16 protein-coding genes are annotated in these 14,889 nt (G+C 37.9%); 10 read left to right on the plus strand and 6 right to left on the minus strand.

Translation table 11 applies throughout. The features are described 5' to 3' along the window. Positions 1–53: 53 nt before the first annotated feature. A complete protein-coding gene (locus G3341_RS04685; RefSeq protein ID WP_154623289.1) occupies positions 54–959 on the minus strand; it encodes a LysR family transcriptional regulator in 906 nt (301 codons plus the stop codon). Between the two features lie 188 nt (positions 960–1,147). Next, the gene (gltS, locus tag G3341_RS04690; protein ID WP_163860792.1) at positions 1,148–2,353 is read right to left on the minus strand and encodes a sodium/glutamate symporter; all 1,206 of its coding nucleotides are present in this window, start codon (positions 2,351–2,353) and stop codon (positions 1,148–1,150) included. 443 nt (positions 2,354–2,796) lie between these two features. On the opposite strand from gltS, the gene G3341_RS04695 reads away from it, so the two are divergent. Genes G3341_RS04695 through G3341_RS04705 form a run of 3 tightly spaced genes read left to right on the plus strand, consistent with a single transcriptional unit; the run spans position 2,797 to position 4,192 of the window. Next, complete coding sequence (locus tag G3341_RS04695) at positions 2,797–3,117, plus strand: antibiotic biosynthesis monooxygenase family protein (RefSeq protein WP_163860793.1); 321 nt, start codon at positions 2,797–2,799, stop codon at positions 3,115–3,117. Further along, the gene (locus G3341_RS04700) at positions 3,110–3,496 is read left to right on the plus strand and encodes an amino acid-binding protein (RefSeq protein WP_154623986.1); all 387 of its coding nucleotides are present in this window, start codon (positions 3,110–3,112) and stop codon (positions 3,494–3,496) included. The genes G3341_RS04695 and G3341_RS04700 overlap by 8 nt, the downstream gene beginning before the upstream one ends. Positions 3,497–3,502: 6 nt before the next feature. After that, positions 3,503–4,192: an ArsR/SmtB family transcription factor gene (locus G3341_RS04705; RefSeq protein WP_163860794.1), complete on the plus strand. Its 690-nt coding sequence runs from the start codon at positions 3,503–3,505 to the stop codon at positions 4,190–4,192. Here the strand turns inward: G3341_RS04705 and tetR are convergent. Then, entirely contained in the window at positions 4,170–4,793 is a 624-nt protein-coding gene (tetR, locus tag G3341_RS04710; protein ID WP_154623988.1) for a tetracycline resistance transcriptional repressor TetR, read from the minus strand. The two genes, G3341_RS04705 and tetR, sit on opposite strands and share 23 nt — an antisense overlap. A gap of 82 nt (positions 4,794–4,875) precedes the next feature. On the opposite strand from tetR, the gene tet reads away from it, so the two are divergent. Beyond that, the gene (tet, locus tag G3341_RS04715; RefSeq protein WP_154623989.1) at positions 4,876–6,066 is read left to right on the plus strand and encodes a Tet(A)/Tet(B)/Tet(C) family tetracycline efflux MFS transporter; all 1,191 of its coding nucleotides are present in this window, start codon (positions 4,876–4,878) and stop codon (positions 6,064–6,066) included. A gap of 60 nt (positions 6,067–6,126) precedes the next feature. Here tet and G3341_RS04720 read toward each other — a convergent pair whose 3' ends face one another. Then, a complete protein-coding gene (locus G3341_RS04720; protein WP_244316477.1) occupies positions 6,127–6,333 on the minus strand; it encodes a winged helix-turn-helix transcriptional regulator in 207 nt (68 codons plus the stop codon). Positions 6,334–6,596: 263 nt separating this feature from the next. On the opposite strand from G3341_RS04720, the gene nfsB reads away from it, so the two are divergent. Then, positions 6,597–7,250 carry an oxygen-insensitive NAD(P)H nitroreductase gene (nfsB, locus tag G3341_RS04725; protein ID WP_154623990.1) on the plus strand — a complete coding sequence of 218 codons (654 nt, stop codon included), beginning with the start codon at positions 6,597–6,599 and terminating at the stop codon, positions 7,248–7,250. Between the two features lie 581 nt (positions 7,251–7,831). After that, on the plus strand, positions 7,832–9,463 hold the full coding sequence (mdlC, locus tag G3341_RS04730) for a benzoylformate decarboxylase (protein ID WP_163860795.1): 1,632 nt from the start codon (positions 7,832–7,834) through the stop codon (positions 9,461–9,463). Between the two features lie 135 nt (positions 9,464–9,598). On the opposite strand, the gene G3341_RS04735 is transcribed toward mdlC, so the two are convergent. After that, positions 9,599–10,189, minus strand: a complete 591-nt coding sequence (locus G3341_RS04735) for a TetR family transcriptional regulator (RefSeq protein ID WP_163860796.1) — start codon at positions 10,187–10,189, stop codon at positions 9,599–9,601. 88 nt (positions 10,190–10,277) lie between these two features. Between G3341_RS04735 and G3341_RS04740 the strand changes: the two genes are divergently transcribed. The 4 genes from G3341_RS04740 (at position 10,278) to G3341_RS04755 (ending at position 13,511) form a co-directional block, all read left to right on the plus strand. After that, on the plus strand, positions 10,278–11,210 hold the full coding sequence (locus tag G3341_RS04740; protein WP_163860797.1) for a helix-turn-helix domain-containing protein: 933 nt from the start codon (positions 10,278–10,280) through the stop codon (positions 11,208–11,210). Between the two features lie 85 nt (positions 11,211–11,295). Further along, positions 11,296–11,700 carry a RidA family protein gene (locus tag G3341_RS04745; RefSeq protein WP_154623109.1) on the plus strand — a complete coding sequence of 135 codons (405 nt, stop codon included), beginning with the start codon at positions 11,296–11,298 and terminating at the stop codon, positions 11,698–11,700. Positions 11,701–12,090: 390 nt separating this feature from the next. Continuing rightward, on the plus strand, positions 12,091–13,242 hold the full coding sequence (locus G3341_RS04750; protein ID WP_163860798.1) for a lactonase family protein: 1,152 nt from the start codon (positions 12,091–12,093) through the stop codon (positions 13,240–13,242). Between the two features lie 65 nt (positions 13,243–13,307). Further along, positions 13,308–13,511 carry a hypothetical protein gene (locus tag G3341_RS04755; RefSeq protein WP_163860799.1) on the plus strand — a complete coding sequence of 68 codons (204 nt, stop codon included), beginning with the start codon at positions 13,308–13,310 and terminating at the stop codon, positions 13,509–13,511. A gap of 34 nt (positions 13,512–13,545) precedes the next feature. Here the strand turns inward: G3341_RS04755 and G3341_RS04760 are convergent, their stop codons facing one another. Then, complete coding sequence (locus G3341_RS04760; RefSeq protein ID WP_154623103.1) at positions 13,546–14,889, minus strand: NCS2 family permease; 1,344 nt, start codon at positions 14,887–14,889, stop codon at positions 13,546–13,548.

The following is a 14,889-nucleotide window of genomic DNA, read 5'->3' on the forward strand; positions in this document are numbered from 1 at the left end:
TATCCGCAACCAATAATAACAGGAGAGTTATTATTTAACGGCGAATAAGTTAACTAAACAATTGAGTTTTCATTGCAGGAGTATAACTTTTGGTTAACTACTTTATTTCTTTTTTCTAGGGTCAGTGACAACGTGTTTACATAATTTTGGGCGGCTTTGGTCAAGGGCCTATCTGCACGATGAAATACTGAAACGGCTAAATGTAGATCCTCTTTCAATGGATGGATCATCGATTTTGGTAATGTGTGTTCAGCAGAGAAAATATCCGTAATACTGCAACCTAATCCAGCACGAACAAACTCAGCGGCCATGTGATAAGTATGTACGCTAATATTAGAAACAGAAAATTCATGGTATTGCTGTAATAATTGAGCAAGAGAGTCTGAACCTGGATGGATCCAGCGATTTTGGTCAATATCAGCTAATGAAATCGGCCCTTGGTGCTGTTGGTGATCAACATAAACGAGTGGTATTTCGGCGATAGGTAATACCGTAATACCGCCTTCAATGGATAAATTGAAACCAATACCAATATCTAAGTCTTGCTGAGTTAATAACTGCATAATATCGACAGTATGGTGGGTACCAATTGTCAATTTAATGTTCGGATGTTTTTTTATGAACAGCGCTGTCACTTCAGGAACTAAATTCAGACCAAGGCTTGGTAAACAACCTATCGCCAATTTCCCTTGAGGGTTTTTGGATAAATTTTGTGCTAATATTCTTAGGCGATCTAAATTTCGATAAACTTCTTTTGCTTCATCAAAGAGCAGTAAAGCTTCATCCGTGGGTAATAATTTACCTCTAATTCGTTGAAATAATACTAACCCTAATTGTTGCTCTGCATGTTTTAGCGCTTTACTGGCAGCTGGCTGTGAAATGTGCAAAACTTCCGCTGCACGAGTTAAAGAACCACAAGTCATTACAGCATAAAAGATATCAAGATGTCTTAATTTCATTCTATGTAGCCTACCTACTATTCATTTTGTAGGCATTCTAACGGATAAATAAAAAATAATCAGATAACTGAGTCAATGAATTATTGAATTGTCGGTAATAAGTGCAATTTATAGCGAGGAAAAAGCGAAGTGGTGAACTTCCTCATCTATTTTTTACTATGGGAAGCTCACCAAAGAGAAGCGAATTATTAAGTGAAGTAAGTACCGATCTCAATAAATATTTTGATCAAAATACTGTTTGAAATATCCACAATAAATGCACCTACCATAGGAACAACGAGAAAGGCTTTATGTGAAGGACCAAATGCTTTTGTCACCGTTTGCATATTTGCAATGGCGGTTGGCGTAGCACCCATTCCAAAACCACAATGACCAGCACTAATAACGGCGGCATCATAATCTTTACCCATCATTTTGAAGGTAACAAAGCAGGCAAATAATACCATGACAACAGTTTGCACAGCGATGATGATTAATACAGGTCCAGCCATACTTGCTAACTGTCCAAATTTTAATGACATTAATGCCATTGCTAAGAACAGTGATAAGGAAACGCTACCTAATACATCGACAGTAGGTTCAAATACTTCATGTTTAAATACATGAGCCAGGATATTACGGATAATAATACCTACGAATAAGCACCATACAAAGGTTGGTAATTGTAGGATAGTATCTTTAAATAGCGCACTAATATAACCACCAACGACGATACAGATAATCAGCATTGAAATTGTTTCAATGACATTATTGGCGTTAATTTTTCTCTGGACACTGGGTTGCTCAAAAGCCTCAATGATAGTGTCACGTTCTTGCTCTGTTGTCTTAGGGATTGTCACTTTTTTCAATAAGTGGCGTGCAACTGGCCCCCCAACAAGTCCACCGAGAACTAATCCAAGTGTTGCGCATGCCATAGCGAGTTCTACCGCGCCCGTAACACCATACTTATCCGCTAGAATTGGTCCCCAAGCACCTGCGTTACCATGACCCCCAGTCAAAGTAATTGAACCCGCAATTAATCCAATAAATGGACTTTCATTCATCATAACAGCCATACCCATACCAACGGTATTTTGTATAGCAATGAGGATTGTTACAGCAATAGTGAGTAGTACCAAGGGTTTTCCGCCTTTAATCAGCCGAGAAAAGTCGGAGCTTAAGCCGATAGACGAGAAAAAGGCGATCATCAATAAACTCTGTAATGATGAGTCAAAAGTGAAAGTGTATCCTGACGTTTTATCAACGATTAACAGAATAATAGCAACAATAAAACCTCCCACAACCGCTTCGGGAATATGGTTTTTTTGTAGGAATGGGGTAAATTTGACAACAAACATCCCAATCAATAGCGCGATACATGCGACTAATAATGTATAACTGGCATCTAGGATCATTATTTTTACCTCTATTAGTTTACCAGATTTTTCACTATAACAATTTAACATTAGTGAAAAATTAAATTACTTTGGTTAACTAATATTTAACAATGAGTTTTGTTTGGGTATCCATAACTTTTAGTTAATAGAGAGATAATTTAGAGGTTATTTCACACAGTAAATATGAAAAAATTAAGGCAAATGGAATGGGGTATATTTCGTGATAGGCCTAATCGCATGCGGTTTTGACATAATACTGTATAAATTGAAAAATAAAAAAAAGTATAAATAATCATCAATTTTATACTGAGGGTTGGCTGTAATAAGAAGATATTGAGTAATTTAAAGAAGTGTGATGTGTGACATAAAACAGTCTTGTTGTTTTCCTTTATTTCGTTGCTTATCGAAGCGTTTATTTTTGGCTGAACTACTCTGTTCGTAGATAAACAACGGAGAAAAATATGATAGCTGTAATATTTGAAGTACAAATACAACCCAACCAACAAACCCGCTATTTAGCTTTGGCTGAGGAGTTAAAAACCCTATTAACTAACGTATCCGGCTTTATTGCTATTGAGCGCTTTCAAAGTTTATCAACAGCAGGAAAAATGTTATCGCTATCTTGGTGGAAAGATGAAGATGCGGTTCTACAATGGAAAAATCACGTTTTACATGCGAAAGCTCAACAAGAAGGTCGAGAATCGATATTTAGTTATTATAAAATCAGCATTACTCATCTAGTCCGTGAATATTCATTTAAAAAGGATAATGATAATGTTTGATATTCATGTTGTTTTAGATAATCAAGCAGGTCAATTAGCCTTACTAGGAGAAACATTAGGTCATCATGGTATTGGATTAGAAGGAGGGGGAATATTTACGATTGGCGATGAGTGTCATGCTCATTTTCTCGTTGAACAGGGCGAGCAGGCTAAGGTTGTATTAGAGCAGATTGGATTATCAGTACGAGCGATCCATACCCCGTTAATTCGTCAGTTAAAGCAAGAAAGGCCGGGGGAACTCGGAGAAATAGCACGCGTGTTAGCAGAAAATGGCATTAATATTTTAGTGCAGTACAGTGACCATGCAAATAAACTGATCCTAATAACCGACAATGATAATATGGCCGCATCTGTCACGCTTGCTTGGGCAATAAAGTGAACGACTATGGTTAAATCTCTCATTCAACAAGATATGACTTTTGAATCTGCAATAGCTGCTATAGGTGCGGCGATGTCTGATATTTCAAGAGTAAAAATACTTTGTGCTTTAATGGATGGTCGAGCCTGGACCGCCACGGAGCTAAGTTCTGTTGCAGACATATCCGCTTCAACGGCTAGCAGCCATTTATCTAAATTAGTAGATAGTCGGTTAATTATAGTAATCGCTCAAGGGAGGCATCGCTATTTTCAATTAGCGGGGAAAGAGATTGCCGAATTAATTGAGAGCATGATGGGAATATCATTGAATTATAGTGTGCATGCTAAAATTTCAACGCCTGTGCATTTACGCAAAGCTCGTATTTGCTATGATCATTTAGCTGGAGAGATTGCCGTTAAAATTTATGATTTTCTTTGTCATCAGCAATGGATCACTGAAAATGGTGAAATGATCACACTAAAGGGAATCCAATATTTTCATGATATGGGTATAGATCTACCAACCAAATATTCCCGTAAAGTCTGTTGTGCCTGTTTAGATTGGAGCGAACGCCGTTTCCATTTAGGTGGCTATATCGGCGCTGCGTTATTTACACTTTACCAATCTAAAGGTTGGTTAACTCGGCATATAGGTTATCGTGAAGTGACGATTAACGAAAAAGGCTATGCTGCTTTTAAGACCCATTTTGGCATTTAAGTTGTTTCTCTAATCCATTAATAATAAGTTCAAGGCCAAATAAAAAGGCGGGTTCTGCTCCTTGATTATCTAATAGCTCGATAGCTTGTCGTAGTAATGGGGGCATAGTATCTGTGGTAGGGTGTTCTCGTTCTTCTTTAGCTGCTTGATGCTCTTGATCTTCTAATACACAGCCTAAAGTAAAATGGCCAACGGCACTAAGTGCGTACAATGCGTCCTCTAAAGAAAAACCTTGCTGACATAAAAATGCGAGTTGTTTTTCGATAGTGTCATACTGTTTTGTTGTTGGTCTTGTCCCTAAATGTACTTTTGCCCCATCACGATGGCTTAATAAAGCACATCGAAAACTTTTAGCATTATTACGTAGGAATTCTTGCCAGCTTTCTCCTTCTAAAGGACAAAAATGAGTATGGTGCCTATCTAACATTTCAATGGCTAATGCATCGAGTAAAGCCCGTTTATTTTTTACGTGCCAATATAATGTAGGCTGTTCTACACCCAATTTTTGAGCCAGTTTACGCGTTGTTAGCCCCTCTATTCCAACCTCATTAAGTAGCTCTAGTGCACTATCAATGACTTTGCTTTTATCTAATCTTGCCATTATTAACTCCTAATTTATGATTGACACTCTATCACTGATAGAGTTATTTTACCACTCCCTATCAGTGATAGAGTTGAGTGAAATGAACAAATCAGCAAAGATTGCATTGGTAATTACGTTACTCGATGCCATGGGGATTGGCCTTATTATGCCAGTCTTACCCACCTTATTACGTGAATTTATTGCGCCAGAAAATATTGCCAATCATTTTGGTGTGTTGTTGGCTTTATATGCATTAATGCAAGTTATTTTTGCACCTTGGCTTGGAAAGATGTCTGACCGATTTGGTCGTCGTCCCATTTTATTATTATCACTCCTTGGTGCGTCTTTGGATTATTTATTATTGGCTTTTTCAAGCGCGCTTTGGATGTTGTATTTAGGGCGTCTATTATCAGGAATTACGGGAGCGACTGGAGCCGTCGCCGCATCAGTAATAGCAGATACCACGTCATCTTCTGAACGAGTGAAATGGTTTGGTAGGTTAGGGGCAAGTTTTGGTATTGGACTCATAGCTGGTCCCATTATTGGTGGATTAGCGGGAGATATTTCACCCCATAGCCCATTTTTTATTGCCGCATTTTTAAATATAACGACTTTCTTCTTTGTCATGATTCACTTCAATGAAACTGGAAAAACTGCGGAAGATGCCAATCTTAATAAAGATAAAGAGGCCGTGATTAAATCCGGTTCCGTGTCTATGACGCTCTTTAAAACGATGCCAATTTTACTGGTCATCTATTTTTCAGCCCAATTGATTGGACAAATTCCAGCAACAGTATGGGTGCTGTTTACTGAGAATCGCTTTGGTTGGAACAGTATGATGGTTGGTTTTTCATTGGCTGGACTTGGTTGTTTACATGCTCTATTTCAAGCGTTTATAACTGGAAAAATTGCCAAAAAGTGGGGGGAGAAAACAACGGTACTTGTAGGATTTATTGCAGATAGTAGCGCTTTTATTTTTTTAGCATTTATTTCAGAAGGATGGCTAATTTTTCCTGTTTTAATTCTGCTTGCTGGCGGAGGGATTGCATTACCAGCATTACAGGGGGCGATGTCGGTTCAAGCAAATCATCACCAGCAAGGTGCGTTACAAGGGTTATTAGTCAGTTTGACGAATGCAAGTGGTGTTATCGGTCCTTTAATGTTTGCGCTTATTTATAATCAAACTCTCGCTATTTGGGATGGTTGGGTTTGGCTAATAGGATTGATGCTCTATTTGATTATCATTTTATTGTCGATAAGCTATATGCCAAAGCGTGCAAATGCACTTTAAGCATTAATATGCAGAAAATCTACGCCTAATCATTCAAAGAATGGCACGATTTGAGATTTATTATGGTGTGCTTTTTTGTGAAATCAGTAAGGGAAATGCATGTTCTTCTCCCCAGCTTTTGAGTAACAACAGAATAGGTTTTAGAGATTGACCTTTTTCTGTCAGGCTATACTCAACTTTTGGGGGGACGACAGGAAATACTTCTCGGTGAATTAATCCCGCTGATTCCAACCCGTGTAATTGTTTGGTGAGTATACGATGAGTCATAAATTTGAGGCGACGTTGTTATTCCTTAAACCTCAACGTTTGGTCAGTAAGCTAGTAAAGGATCATGCCTTTCCCTTTACCATCAATCAGCTTTAATGAAGCTTCGACGGGCAGCCATCATATTCATAAGTATCATAGCGAGGTTTTTTACAGTATCCATTATGTGACTATATATCAAAAATGTACGTACTTGTTAAAGAGGTAGTATTGGTTATGATATTAACTTTCCCATTGTTATTGCTGTTATTGATAGGATAAAAGTTATGTCAATCATTGATGTCGCTATGAAACGTTATTCAACAAAATCATTTGATCCAACTAAAACCATTTCTGATGATGTGGTTGAAAAACTTAAACAGTTGTTAAGGTACAGCCCTTCTAGTGTTAATATCCAACCTTGGTATTTTATTATTGCGCAAAGCAGTGACGCTAAACAACGCATGGCAAAATCAACAGCAGCTAATTATGCGTTTAATACTCCAAAAATACTTGATGCGTCTCATGTCATCTTATTCTGTAGCAAAACTAACGTTGATACAGCTTATATGAATAAGATACTTGAACAAGAAGCATTCGATGGCCGTTATGCATTAGATGAACATAAAACGATGATGGCAGGAGCAAGGGATTTCTTTGTGAATTATCATCGAAATACGCAAAAAGACTTGTCTCAATGGCTGAAAAATCAAACTTTTATTAACTTAGGAAGCTTTTTAATGGGGGCTGCTGCGTTAGGTGTGGATGCAGTACCAATGGAAGGTATGGATTTTGCTATTCTTGATCGCGAATTTACGCTGACTGAACAAGGGTTAGAGCCTATTGCGATGGTTGCTTTAGGATACCGTGCTGTCGATGATTTTAATGCTGAGTTAACCAAGTCGCGTTTACCTGAAAAAGAGATCATGACCGTTATTTAAATAAACATAACTCTTCTTTAATGTAAAAGGTAACTCATTAATATGAATTACCTTTTTGTTTTTTTAGTGAATGACACGATAAGTCATGTAGCGTGTAAAAGTTATCTGTTTTTAGATGCATTATTATTTATTGTTCTTTTTTATCGTGTATTTTTATTATTTATATTCCTGTTATCATCTATTAAAGATGATTTAGATTTAACTTATTCTGTTTTCATCAATATAAAATGTTTTAACAGTCTGTTATTTTAAGATAGCTAAATTTTATTATTTTAATTTAATAGTTTTAAATTTTAAAAAATAGATTAAAATTTTAAACGTATTAAAGATAAAAAACGAAACCTGTTCTCTTTTAGATAAAAGCGTTTTATTCAAAAAATGACCAGCAATGTTATTATTTTAATACTTATTCTAATAAAAATATCTTCTCAGCTGTGATTAGATTATGCCTGTGTTCATTGGCAGTGAAGGATACCGTTGTTGATGATGTTATTATGATAATTACGTTCATCGTCAGCAACAATAGCAACGTCTTTTATGTATTTATCTCATAGAGCCATAGTTATTATTGGAGTTGTAAGATGAAAAAAACGATCCGCCAAGTGACATTCGATTTATTACGTGAATTGGATATCACGACTATTTTTGGAAATCCTGGCTCGACAGAAGAAACATTCCTTAAAGATTTTCCGAGCGATTTTCGTTATATCCAAACTTTACAGGAAGCCTCAGCCGTTGCGGCAGCTGATGGTTATGCGCAAGCGACACGTAAAGTTGCTTTAGTCAACGTGCATACCTCCGCTGGACTGAGTAATGCAATGAGTAACATCTTAACGGCTTATATGAATAGAACGCCACTCATTGTCACTGCGGGTAACCAAACTCGTGAAATGTTACTTATGGAACCATGGCTGACAAATATTGAACCGGAAACCTTACCTAAACCATGGGTTAAATGGAGCTATCAACCTGCACGGGCGGAAGATGTTCCCGCGGCATTTATGCGTGCATACGCAATGGCGCTTCAACCACCGGCAGGCCCTGTTTTTTTATCGATTCCTCTGGATGATTGGGATAAAGCGGCTTTAGAAGAGCACGCCGTTGTGCGTTCTATACCACAGCGTATCGGTTATGACCCTGTACGTTTGGAAGAGTTTGCTGATGCTATCATGGCTGCCAAAAATCCGGTTTTGATTTATGGTTCAGCGATTGCTCGTGGGCAGGGATGGGATGCAGGTATCAAACTTGCTGAAAAATTAAATATCCCTGTTTGGGCCGCCCCAGCTTCAGAACGTCCTGCTTTTCCTGAGACTCATCCTCTTTATGCGGGAGGGTTACCATTTGCGATTAAACCTTTATCAGAAAAGTTGCAAGGGCATGACTTAGCGGTGGTCATTGGTGCGCCTGTTTTTCGTTATTATCCTTATGTATCAGGTCATTATATTCCTGAAGGGTTACGTTTATTGCATATAACGGATGATCCTATTGAAATAGGCAGAGCGCCAGTCGGAGACAGTCTTTTAAGTGATGCAGTCTTAGCGATTGAAGGTTTAACTGAGCTTGTTAGCCCAAGAACGGCCCCATCACAAACAATTATTAAACAAACCCATAATATGGCTCCACATCCAGCAGCCGTTGAGCCAGAAACGCAGCAATCTGTATTGAGTGCGGCAGCGTTATTTCGAACCTTGAGAGCTGTTTCTCCAAAAGAAACAATCTTGGTGGAAGAATCGCCATCTAATTTAGGCGAATTACATCGTGAATGGCCGATAGAGACTCCTGATTCTTTTTATACTTTTGCGAGTGGATCTTTGGGATGGAATTTACCTGCGAGTGTCGGTATTGCTCTTGGAGAGAAGGATAGTGGTCGTAATAGGCCTGTAATGGCAATTATTGGCGATGGTTCAATGCAATATTCCATTCAAGGGCTTTGGAGTGCAGCGCAACAGCAATTACCCATTATATTTGTGATCCCTAAAAATGATGAATACGCCATTTTGAAATCATTTTCGGTATTAGAGCAAACGCCGGGAGTGCCGGGTCTTGATATCCCAGGGCTGGATATTGTTTCATTAGCGAAAGGTTATGGTTGTTCTGCCGTTAGGGCTGAAACAATAGAACAGGTTAAAGCCGCATGTGAGGACGCATTTAAGCGGCAGGGGCCTACGGTGATTGAAGTTCCTATTTTGCCTTCAATTCCCCCATTGATTTAACCAATAACAGCGTGTTTTTATGCATTAAATCTCTTAAGCTCCCTCTTAAAGTTGTTGTTTAACTTTAAGAGGGAGCTTTATTTTTGAAAAGGATGACTGAGTAAATAAATTAAATTTAAGTATAATGGCGTTATGTTATTTTTTTAAACTTAACAAAAAGTCACGATAAATAGCGATAAACTGATTTTTTTGCTCTGCAATTTGTTTAATATTTTTTGCATGTATTGCAATATGCATGAACCAGCCATTTAGTAAGTTTTTTAGCACGTCATCACTGTAATCTTTCAGCTGATGTTGTTGAATTAATTCACCGATAATTGCATTGACCCGACCTGAAGTATATTCCAGATTTATTTTTTCGAGCTCATTCCAACCAATGACAGGCATGACTTCTTGAATAGGAATAAGTGTATGATTATTAGCAATAATATAATCAAGGTAGCACTCAAAAACACGTTCTAAAGCTGACCAACTATCCATTAAATCTACGTTTGTTGTGATGTAATTATCAATAATAGTGAGTTGTTGTTTATAGCAAGCACAGAGCAGCTGCTTTTTATTTTTAAAGTGGTGATAAAAAGCACCTTTGGTTACCAAGGCTTTTGCTGAAATCTCATCGATTGAAACCGTTTGATAGCCTTTTTCTACAAATAAGATTCGTGCTGAATCTACCAGTAATTGGTGAGTGCTTTTAAAATTTTTTTGTTGCTGATTTCTATTTTCCATGATAGATATAAAAATAACATACCGACAGTATGTTAATAATATCACGATGGTATAGCCGTGACAATCTTGAAAGCATTTAGGTTATTTTATGTATATTGAACAGCACTCTCGCTATCAAAATAAAGCCAATAGCATCCAATTACGATGGGACGATGAACAGTTTCATATAACTGTTATTAAAGATGTTTTATTATGGATAGAGCATAATCTAGATCAATCTTTATTGCTTGATGATGTTGCAAATAAAGCCGGTTATACTAAGTGGTATTTTCAGCGCTTATTCAAAAAAGTGACGGGAATCACTTTAGCGGCTTATATTAGAGCTCGTCGTTTGACTAAAGCGGCTGTGGAGCTAAGGTTAACTAAAAAGACGATTTTAGAAATAGCGCTAAAATACCAATTTGATTCACAGCAATCTTTTACTCGCCGATTTAAATACATTTTTAAGGTTATTCCAAGTTGTTATCGACGAAATAAATTGTGGAATTTGGATGCTATGCAGCCTCCTATTAACTTTGATATTAACTACTTAGCTATTCCGCAAATTGTTGATTGTCTACCATACACTTTATATGTTAAAGACTATCAATATTTGTCTTCACTCGATGAAGTTGGGTTGTTGCATGAAAGTATCAGAGAAACATTTTGGGCTGATTTCTTTAAATCCACTAATTTAAAAATAAAAGAATGCTATGTGCTGATCGACTACCAAAAAACGGAAAAGAGGTCACACATGGTGCAGGTTTTTTATCAAATAGGATTAAAGGCAACAGATTCTATCGTTGATAAGAAAGAATTTAGGGAAATTAATTTACCAAGTGGTAAGTACGCTAAATTCTCATTTAAAGGTTCTTTAGCTGAGTATCGTGATTTTAACTTAAATCTTTACCTTTACTCGCTTCCTTCTTTAGGGTTATTTCGCCGTGAGGGGGAGGATATTGAAAAGTATATTAATCAAAAAGAAAATGTTGAATTTCCCTTAAATGACATTGAAATCGAATATTTTGTTCCTATCTATTAAGTTACCAAATCATTTTATTCTTTGTTTTTTATACACATGAGTAATCTGAGCTGTTATCAACAATCACTGTTAAAAATGAGATTATATGTCAAAAAAATTGATTAACCCTGATGCTGTTTTTAATTCATTACAGTATGGATTTAGCCAAGCGATTGAAACTCAAGGTTCACGTCAAATTTTTCTTTCAGGGCAAGTTGGCGTTGATGCAAACCAGCGTACTGTTGCAGGAGGAATGTATGAGCAAACCATCCAATCGATTGAAAATATTAAGCATGTTTTAAAAGCGGCGAACGGAACGTTAGATGATGTTGTTATGTTACGAATTTATATTAAGCAAGGTGCTGATAGCGAAGAAGAACAACAAGCGATATCTCAGGCGCTAAAAGAGAAATTCACGTCGACACCTCCTGCTTCATCATGGATTATTGTCACAGGATTATCACTACCTGAGTGGTTGATTGAAATTGAAGCACATGCAGTGCTCAATTAAAAAGGATAACCGGTAATATTTGATTATCGGTTTTTACTAATCTAAACCATAGCTAGTGATATCTCCGCCAATCATCCAATAATGATGAGTGGTGATAAATATATCGACCGGTATCTCAAAAATGGAATTTCACACTAAAGTTAAATTGCCCACCAAAACTGAATCTAACGTTTAAGATTACCCTCAAAAATAGTGTTAAATAATGAGCATTAAACAAATGGAAATGGATAAGACTATTCAGTTAATAATTTCCACTCATAAATGGAAATAATGTGTCTGCACAGTTTCTAATGATTTTTCTATTCTGAAAATGCTGTCGTTAGATTTAATGCTCATATTTTTTTGTACCAAGATATGAGGTTTGCATTGTCATTAACTTGGAAATTTATTATGTCAAATAAGTTATCTATTTGGGCGGCATCATTGATGTTTGCTAGTACTGCTGTGATAGCGTCGCCTCAATTTGCTTGGGTTGGTACATATAGCCCTAATGGGGAAGGGGTATACCGCTTTAATGTGGATAATCAAACAGGTCAATTAAGTCATAAAATATTAGCGGCTCCACTTACCAATGCAGCACAGTTGGTATTATCAAATAATGGCACAGTGCTTTATGCCGGAAGTGAAGTTGAAAAAGGTACGATTCATGCATGGAAAATCCATCAGGATGGTTCTCTGCAAGCAATAAATCAGGTTTCATCGGGGGGAGATGGCCCCGTTTATTTATCCATAACACCGGATGGCAGTCATTTATTAGTGGCTAACTATCATAGTGGTGTAATATCTGTTCTTCCTATCCGTGAAGATGGTGGCTTATTACCCGCAAGTGATGTTATTCAACATCATGGGCCAGCGGGGGCCGCATATCCTGAAGCTGCGGTTGAAGGCAGTTTTGCAATGAGTGACCATAATGGCCCTCATGCACATATGATATCAGCCGATCCCTCGGGACAATATGTCTTGACGACAGATTTAGGGTTAGATCGTATTTACCAATATCAGTTTGATGCTAAAAATGGCAAATTAATCCCTAATGATCCCCCGTATATTATGGCGTCATCTAAAGGTGCAGGTCCTCGCCACTTTATTTTTTCAAAAATAGGCGAGCGAGTTTGGTTAGTGAATGAAGAAGCCTCGACATTAACACAATATCAATTTGATAAACAAAAAGGGACATTAAAAGAAGGTTTAACTGTATCGACATTACCTGAAAATTATAAGGGAACAAATTTTATTTCAGGGATAGTTGGAAGCCGAGATGGTAAACATTTATATATTGGAAATCGTTTACATAACAGTATTGCGCATTTTAATGTCAATGCAGATGGTTCGTTAAGTCAAGCAAAACAAACGTGGACACGAGGTGATTATCCTAGAACCTTAACGTTATCTCCTGATGGCAAATATTTATATGTAATGAACCAACGTAGCGATAATATCACCCGATTTAAGGTGATGCCTAATACAGGGGAGCTTGTCTTTGTCGATGATTACCTACCTATTGGCGCGCCTTCACAAATGGTTATGAATGAGACAAAATAGCACGAGTGAGATTAATGGGTAATGCTTATGAACGTTACCCATATTATTTTTTCTGAGGAATAGCAATGTCTGGCGTAAAATTTGGTGATGAACGTTTTCGAAGTGCTACGGGAAATAATAAGCGCTTATCAAGATTTGAAATTAATGAAATTAAGCATGCTATTGAAATTGAAAACTCAAAGAGTAAACGCAAAGGTAAAAAACCAAAATTACCTCAAGTGGTGCGTTTTCACTGCGGTTGTAACTGTTTTGTGGTTAAAGTTGATTGAACAGCACCCAGCTATTGCCGAGTGCTGAAAGTGATTAATGTTTAACTAATGTGGAGAAGTAATACACGAGTGGTACAGCTAAAACCCATAGGCTAATTGGGATTTCTCGCCATTTTCCAGCAACCGCTTTAATCAGAATATAAAAGAGTAACCCACCGGCAATACCGGTACCAAAGCTATTCGCGATTAACGTGATCATTACCATTAGCAAAACCGGTAAACCGTCAGTAAAGTTGGCAAGGTCGACTTTACGTAAACCACTGAACATGTTTAAACCAATCAAAATCAGTGCGGGTGCAGTGGCTTGAGCAGGGATCATTAGAGCAATGGGGGTAAATAACAGCATTAAGAAAAACATAAAGGCTGCTGCCAGTGCTGTTAAACCTGTTTTACCTCCCGCTTCCGCGGCTGCTGACGATTCGATCAAAGCCGTTGCTGCGGGAATACCAACCCAAGGCCCTAAAGCTGCGGCAATAGAATCGACAATAAAGGGACGGTTTATATTAGGCATATTGCCTTCTTTATCGAGTAAGCCTGCTTCACCGCCAACGGCAAGAGTGGTTCCCATGGTTGAAAAGAATTCGGCGGCAAAGAATACAAATAAAAAAGGAAGAAACGCAATATTCAAAGCACCAATTAAATCAACTTCACCAAATACTGGAGCAACCGAATGAGGAATACCAAAAAAGCTATCAGGTAATTTTGTCACGCCAAAAGGAATGCCAACAATGGTAGCGAAAAGTATTGCCCATAAGATAGCTCCCGGTATACGTCTAGCTTGTAATGCAATCGCTAAAAAGAAACCTGCTAATGCTACAAGTGCACCGGGTGATAAAAAGTCTCCCAACATCAACGCATTTGTTTTGGGATTAGCCAGAACTAAACCTGCATTACGAAATCCTAGAACGGCAACAAATAGGCCGATAGAGGCGGTTAATCCCAGTTTGATTGATTGAGGAACCGACCGTGTCACGACTTCACGTAAACCGAACTTTGTGAGCAAGAAAAATAAAATTCCTGACCAACAAGCAATACCTAAACCAATTTGCCAATTGATCCCTTCGCTACCTGCGAGAGTAATGCCAACCAGTACAGAGCCACCGATCCCTGGACCGACAATAAAAGGCAGATTGGCATAAAACGCCATGAGTAAGCTGGCAAGTACAAATACGATAATGGTTCCTGTTGTGGCGGCTCCTTTATCCATCCCTCCTGCGGCAAGTAGCCCTGGGATCACAACTAACAAATAGGCTGCCGCGAGGAAGCCTGTGATGCCTGCCAAAAATTCGCTTCTGATACTGCTACCACGCGAGTGCAACGCAAAACGTTTTTCTAACCAACTCCCTGATGTTGGCTTTTGAAGCATGTTGTCAGCCAT

The organism is Providencia vermicola (assembly GCF_010748935.1).
Taxonomy (GTDB): Bacteria; Pseudomonadota; Gammaproteobacteria; order Enterobacterales; family Enterobacteriaceae; genus Providencia; species Providencia zhejiangensis.

Coding starts and splice junctions, on each gene's coding strand:
- G3341_RS04685 (WP_154623289.1), bottom strand. CDS start 959: ATGAAATTAAGACATCTTGATATCTTTTATGCTGTAATGACTTGTGGT.
- gltS (WP_163860792.1), bottom strand. CDS start 2,353: ATGATCCTAGATGCCAGTTATACATTATTAGTCGCATGTATCGCGCTA.
- G3341_RS04695 (WP_163860793.1), top strand. CDS start 2,797: ATGATAGCTGTAATATTTGAAGTACAAATACAACCCAACCAACAAACC.
- G3341_RS04700 (WP_154623986.1), top strand. CDS start 3,110: ATGTTTGATATTCATGTTGTTTTAGATAATCAAGCAGGTCAATTAGCC.
- G3341_RS04705 (WP_163860794.1), top strand. CDS start 3,503: ATGGTTAAATCTCTCATTCAACAAGATATGACTTTTGAATCTGCAATA.
- tetR (WP_154623988.1), bottom strand. CDS start 4,793: ATGGCAAGATTAGATAAAAGCAAAGTCATTGATAGTGCACTAGAGCTA.
- tet (WP_154623989.1), top strand. CDS start 4,876: ATGAACAAATCAGCAAAGATTGCATTGGTAATTACGTTACTCGATGCC.
- G3341_RS04720 (WP_244316477.1), bottom strand. CDS start 6,333: ATGACTCATCGTATACTCACCAAACAATTACACGGGTTGGAATCAGCG.
- nfsB (WP_154623990.1), top strand. CDS start 6,597: ATGTCAATCATTGATGTCGCTATGAAACGTTATTCAACAAAATCATTT.
- mdlC (WP_163860795.1), top strand. CDS start 7,832: ATGAAAAAAACGATCCGCCAAGTGACATTCGATTTATTACGTGAATTG.
- G3341_RS04735 (WP_163860796.1), bottom strand. CDS start 10,189: ATGGAAAATAGAAATCAGCAACAAAAAAATTTTAAAAGCACTCACCAA.
- G3341_RS04740 (WP_163860797.1), top strand. CDS start 10,278: ATGTATATTGAACAGCACTCTCGCTATCAAAATAAAGCCAATAGCATC.
- G3341_RS04745 (WP_154623109.1), top strand. CDS start 11,296: ATGTCAAAAAAATTGATTAACCCTGATGCTGTTTTTAATTCATTACAG.
- G3341_RS04750 (WP_163860798.1), top strand. CDS start 12,091: ATGTCAAATAAGTTATCTATTTGGGCGGCATCATTGATGTTTGCTAGT.
- G3341_RS04755 (WP_163860799.1), top strand. CDS start 13,308: ATGTCTGGCGTAAAATTTGGTGATGAACGTTTTCGAAGTGCTACGGGA.
- G3341_RS04760 (WP_154623103.1), bottom strand. CDS start 14,889: ATGGCTGACAACATGCTTCAAAAGCCAACATCAGGGAGTTGGTTAGAA.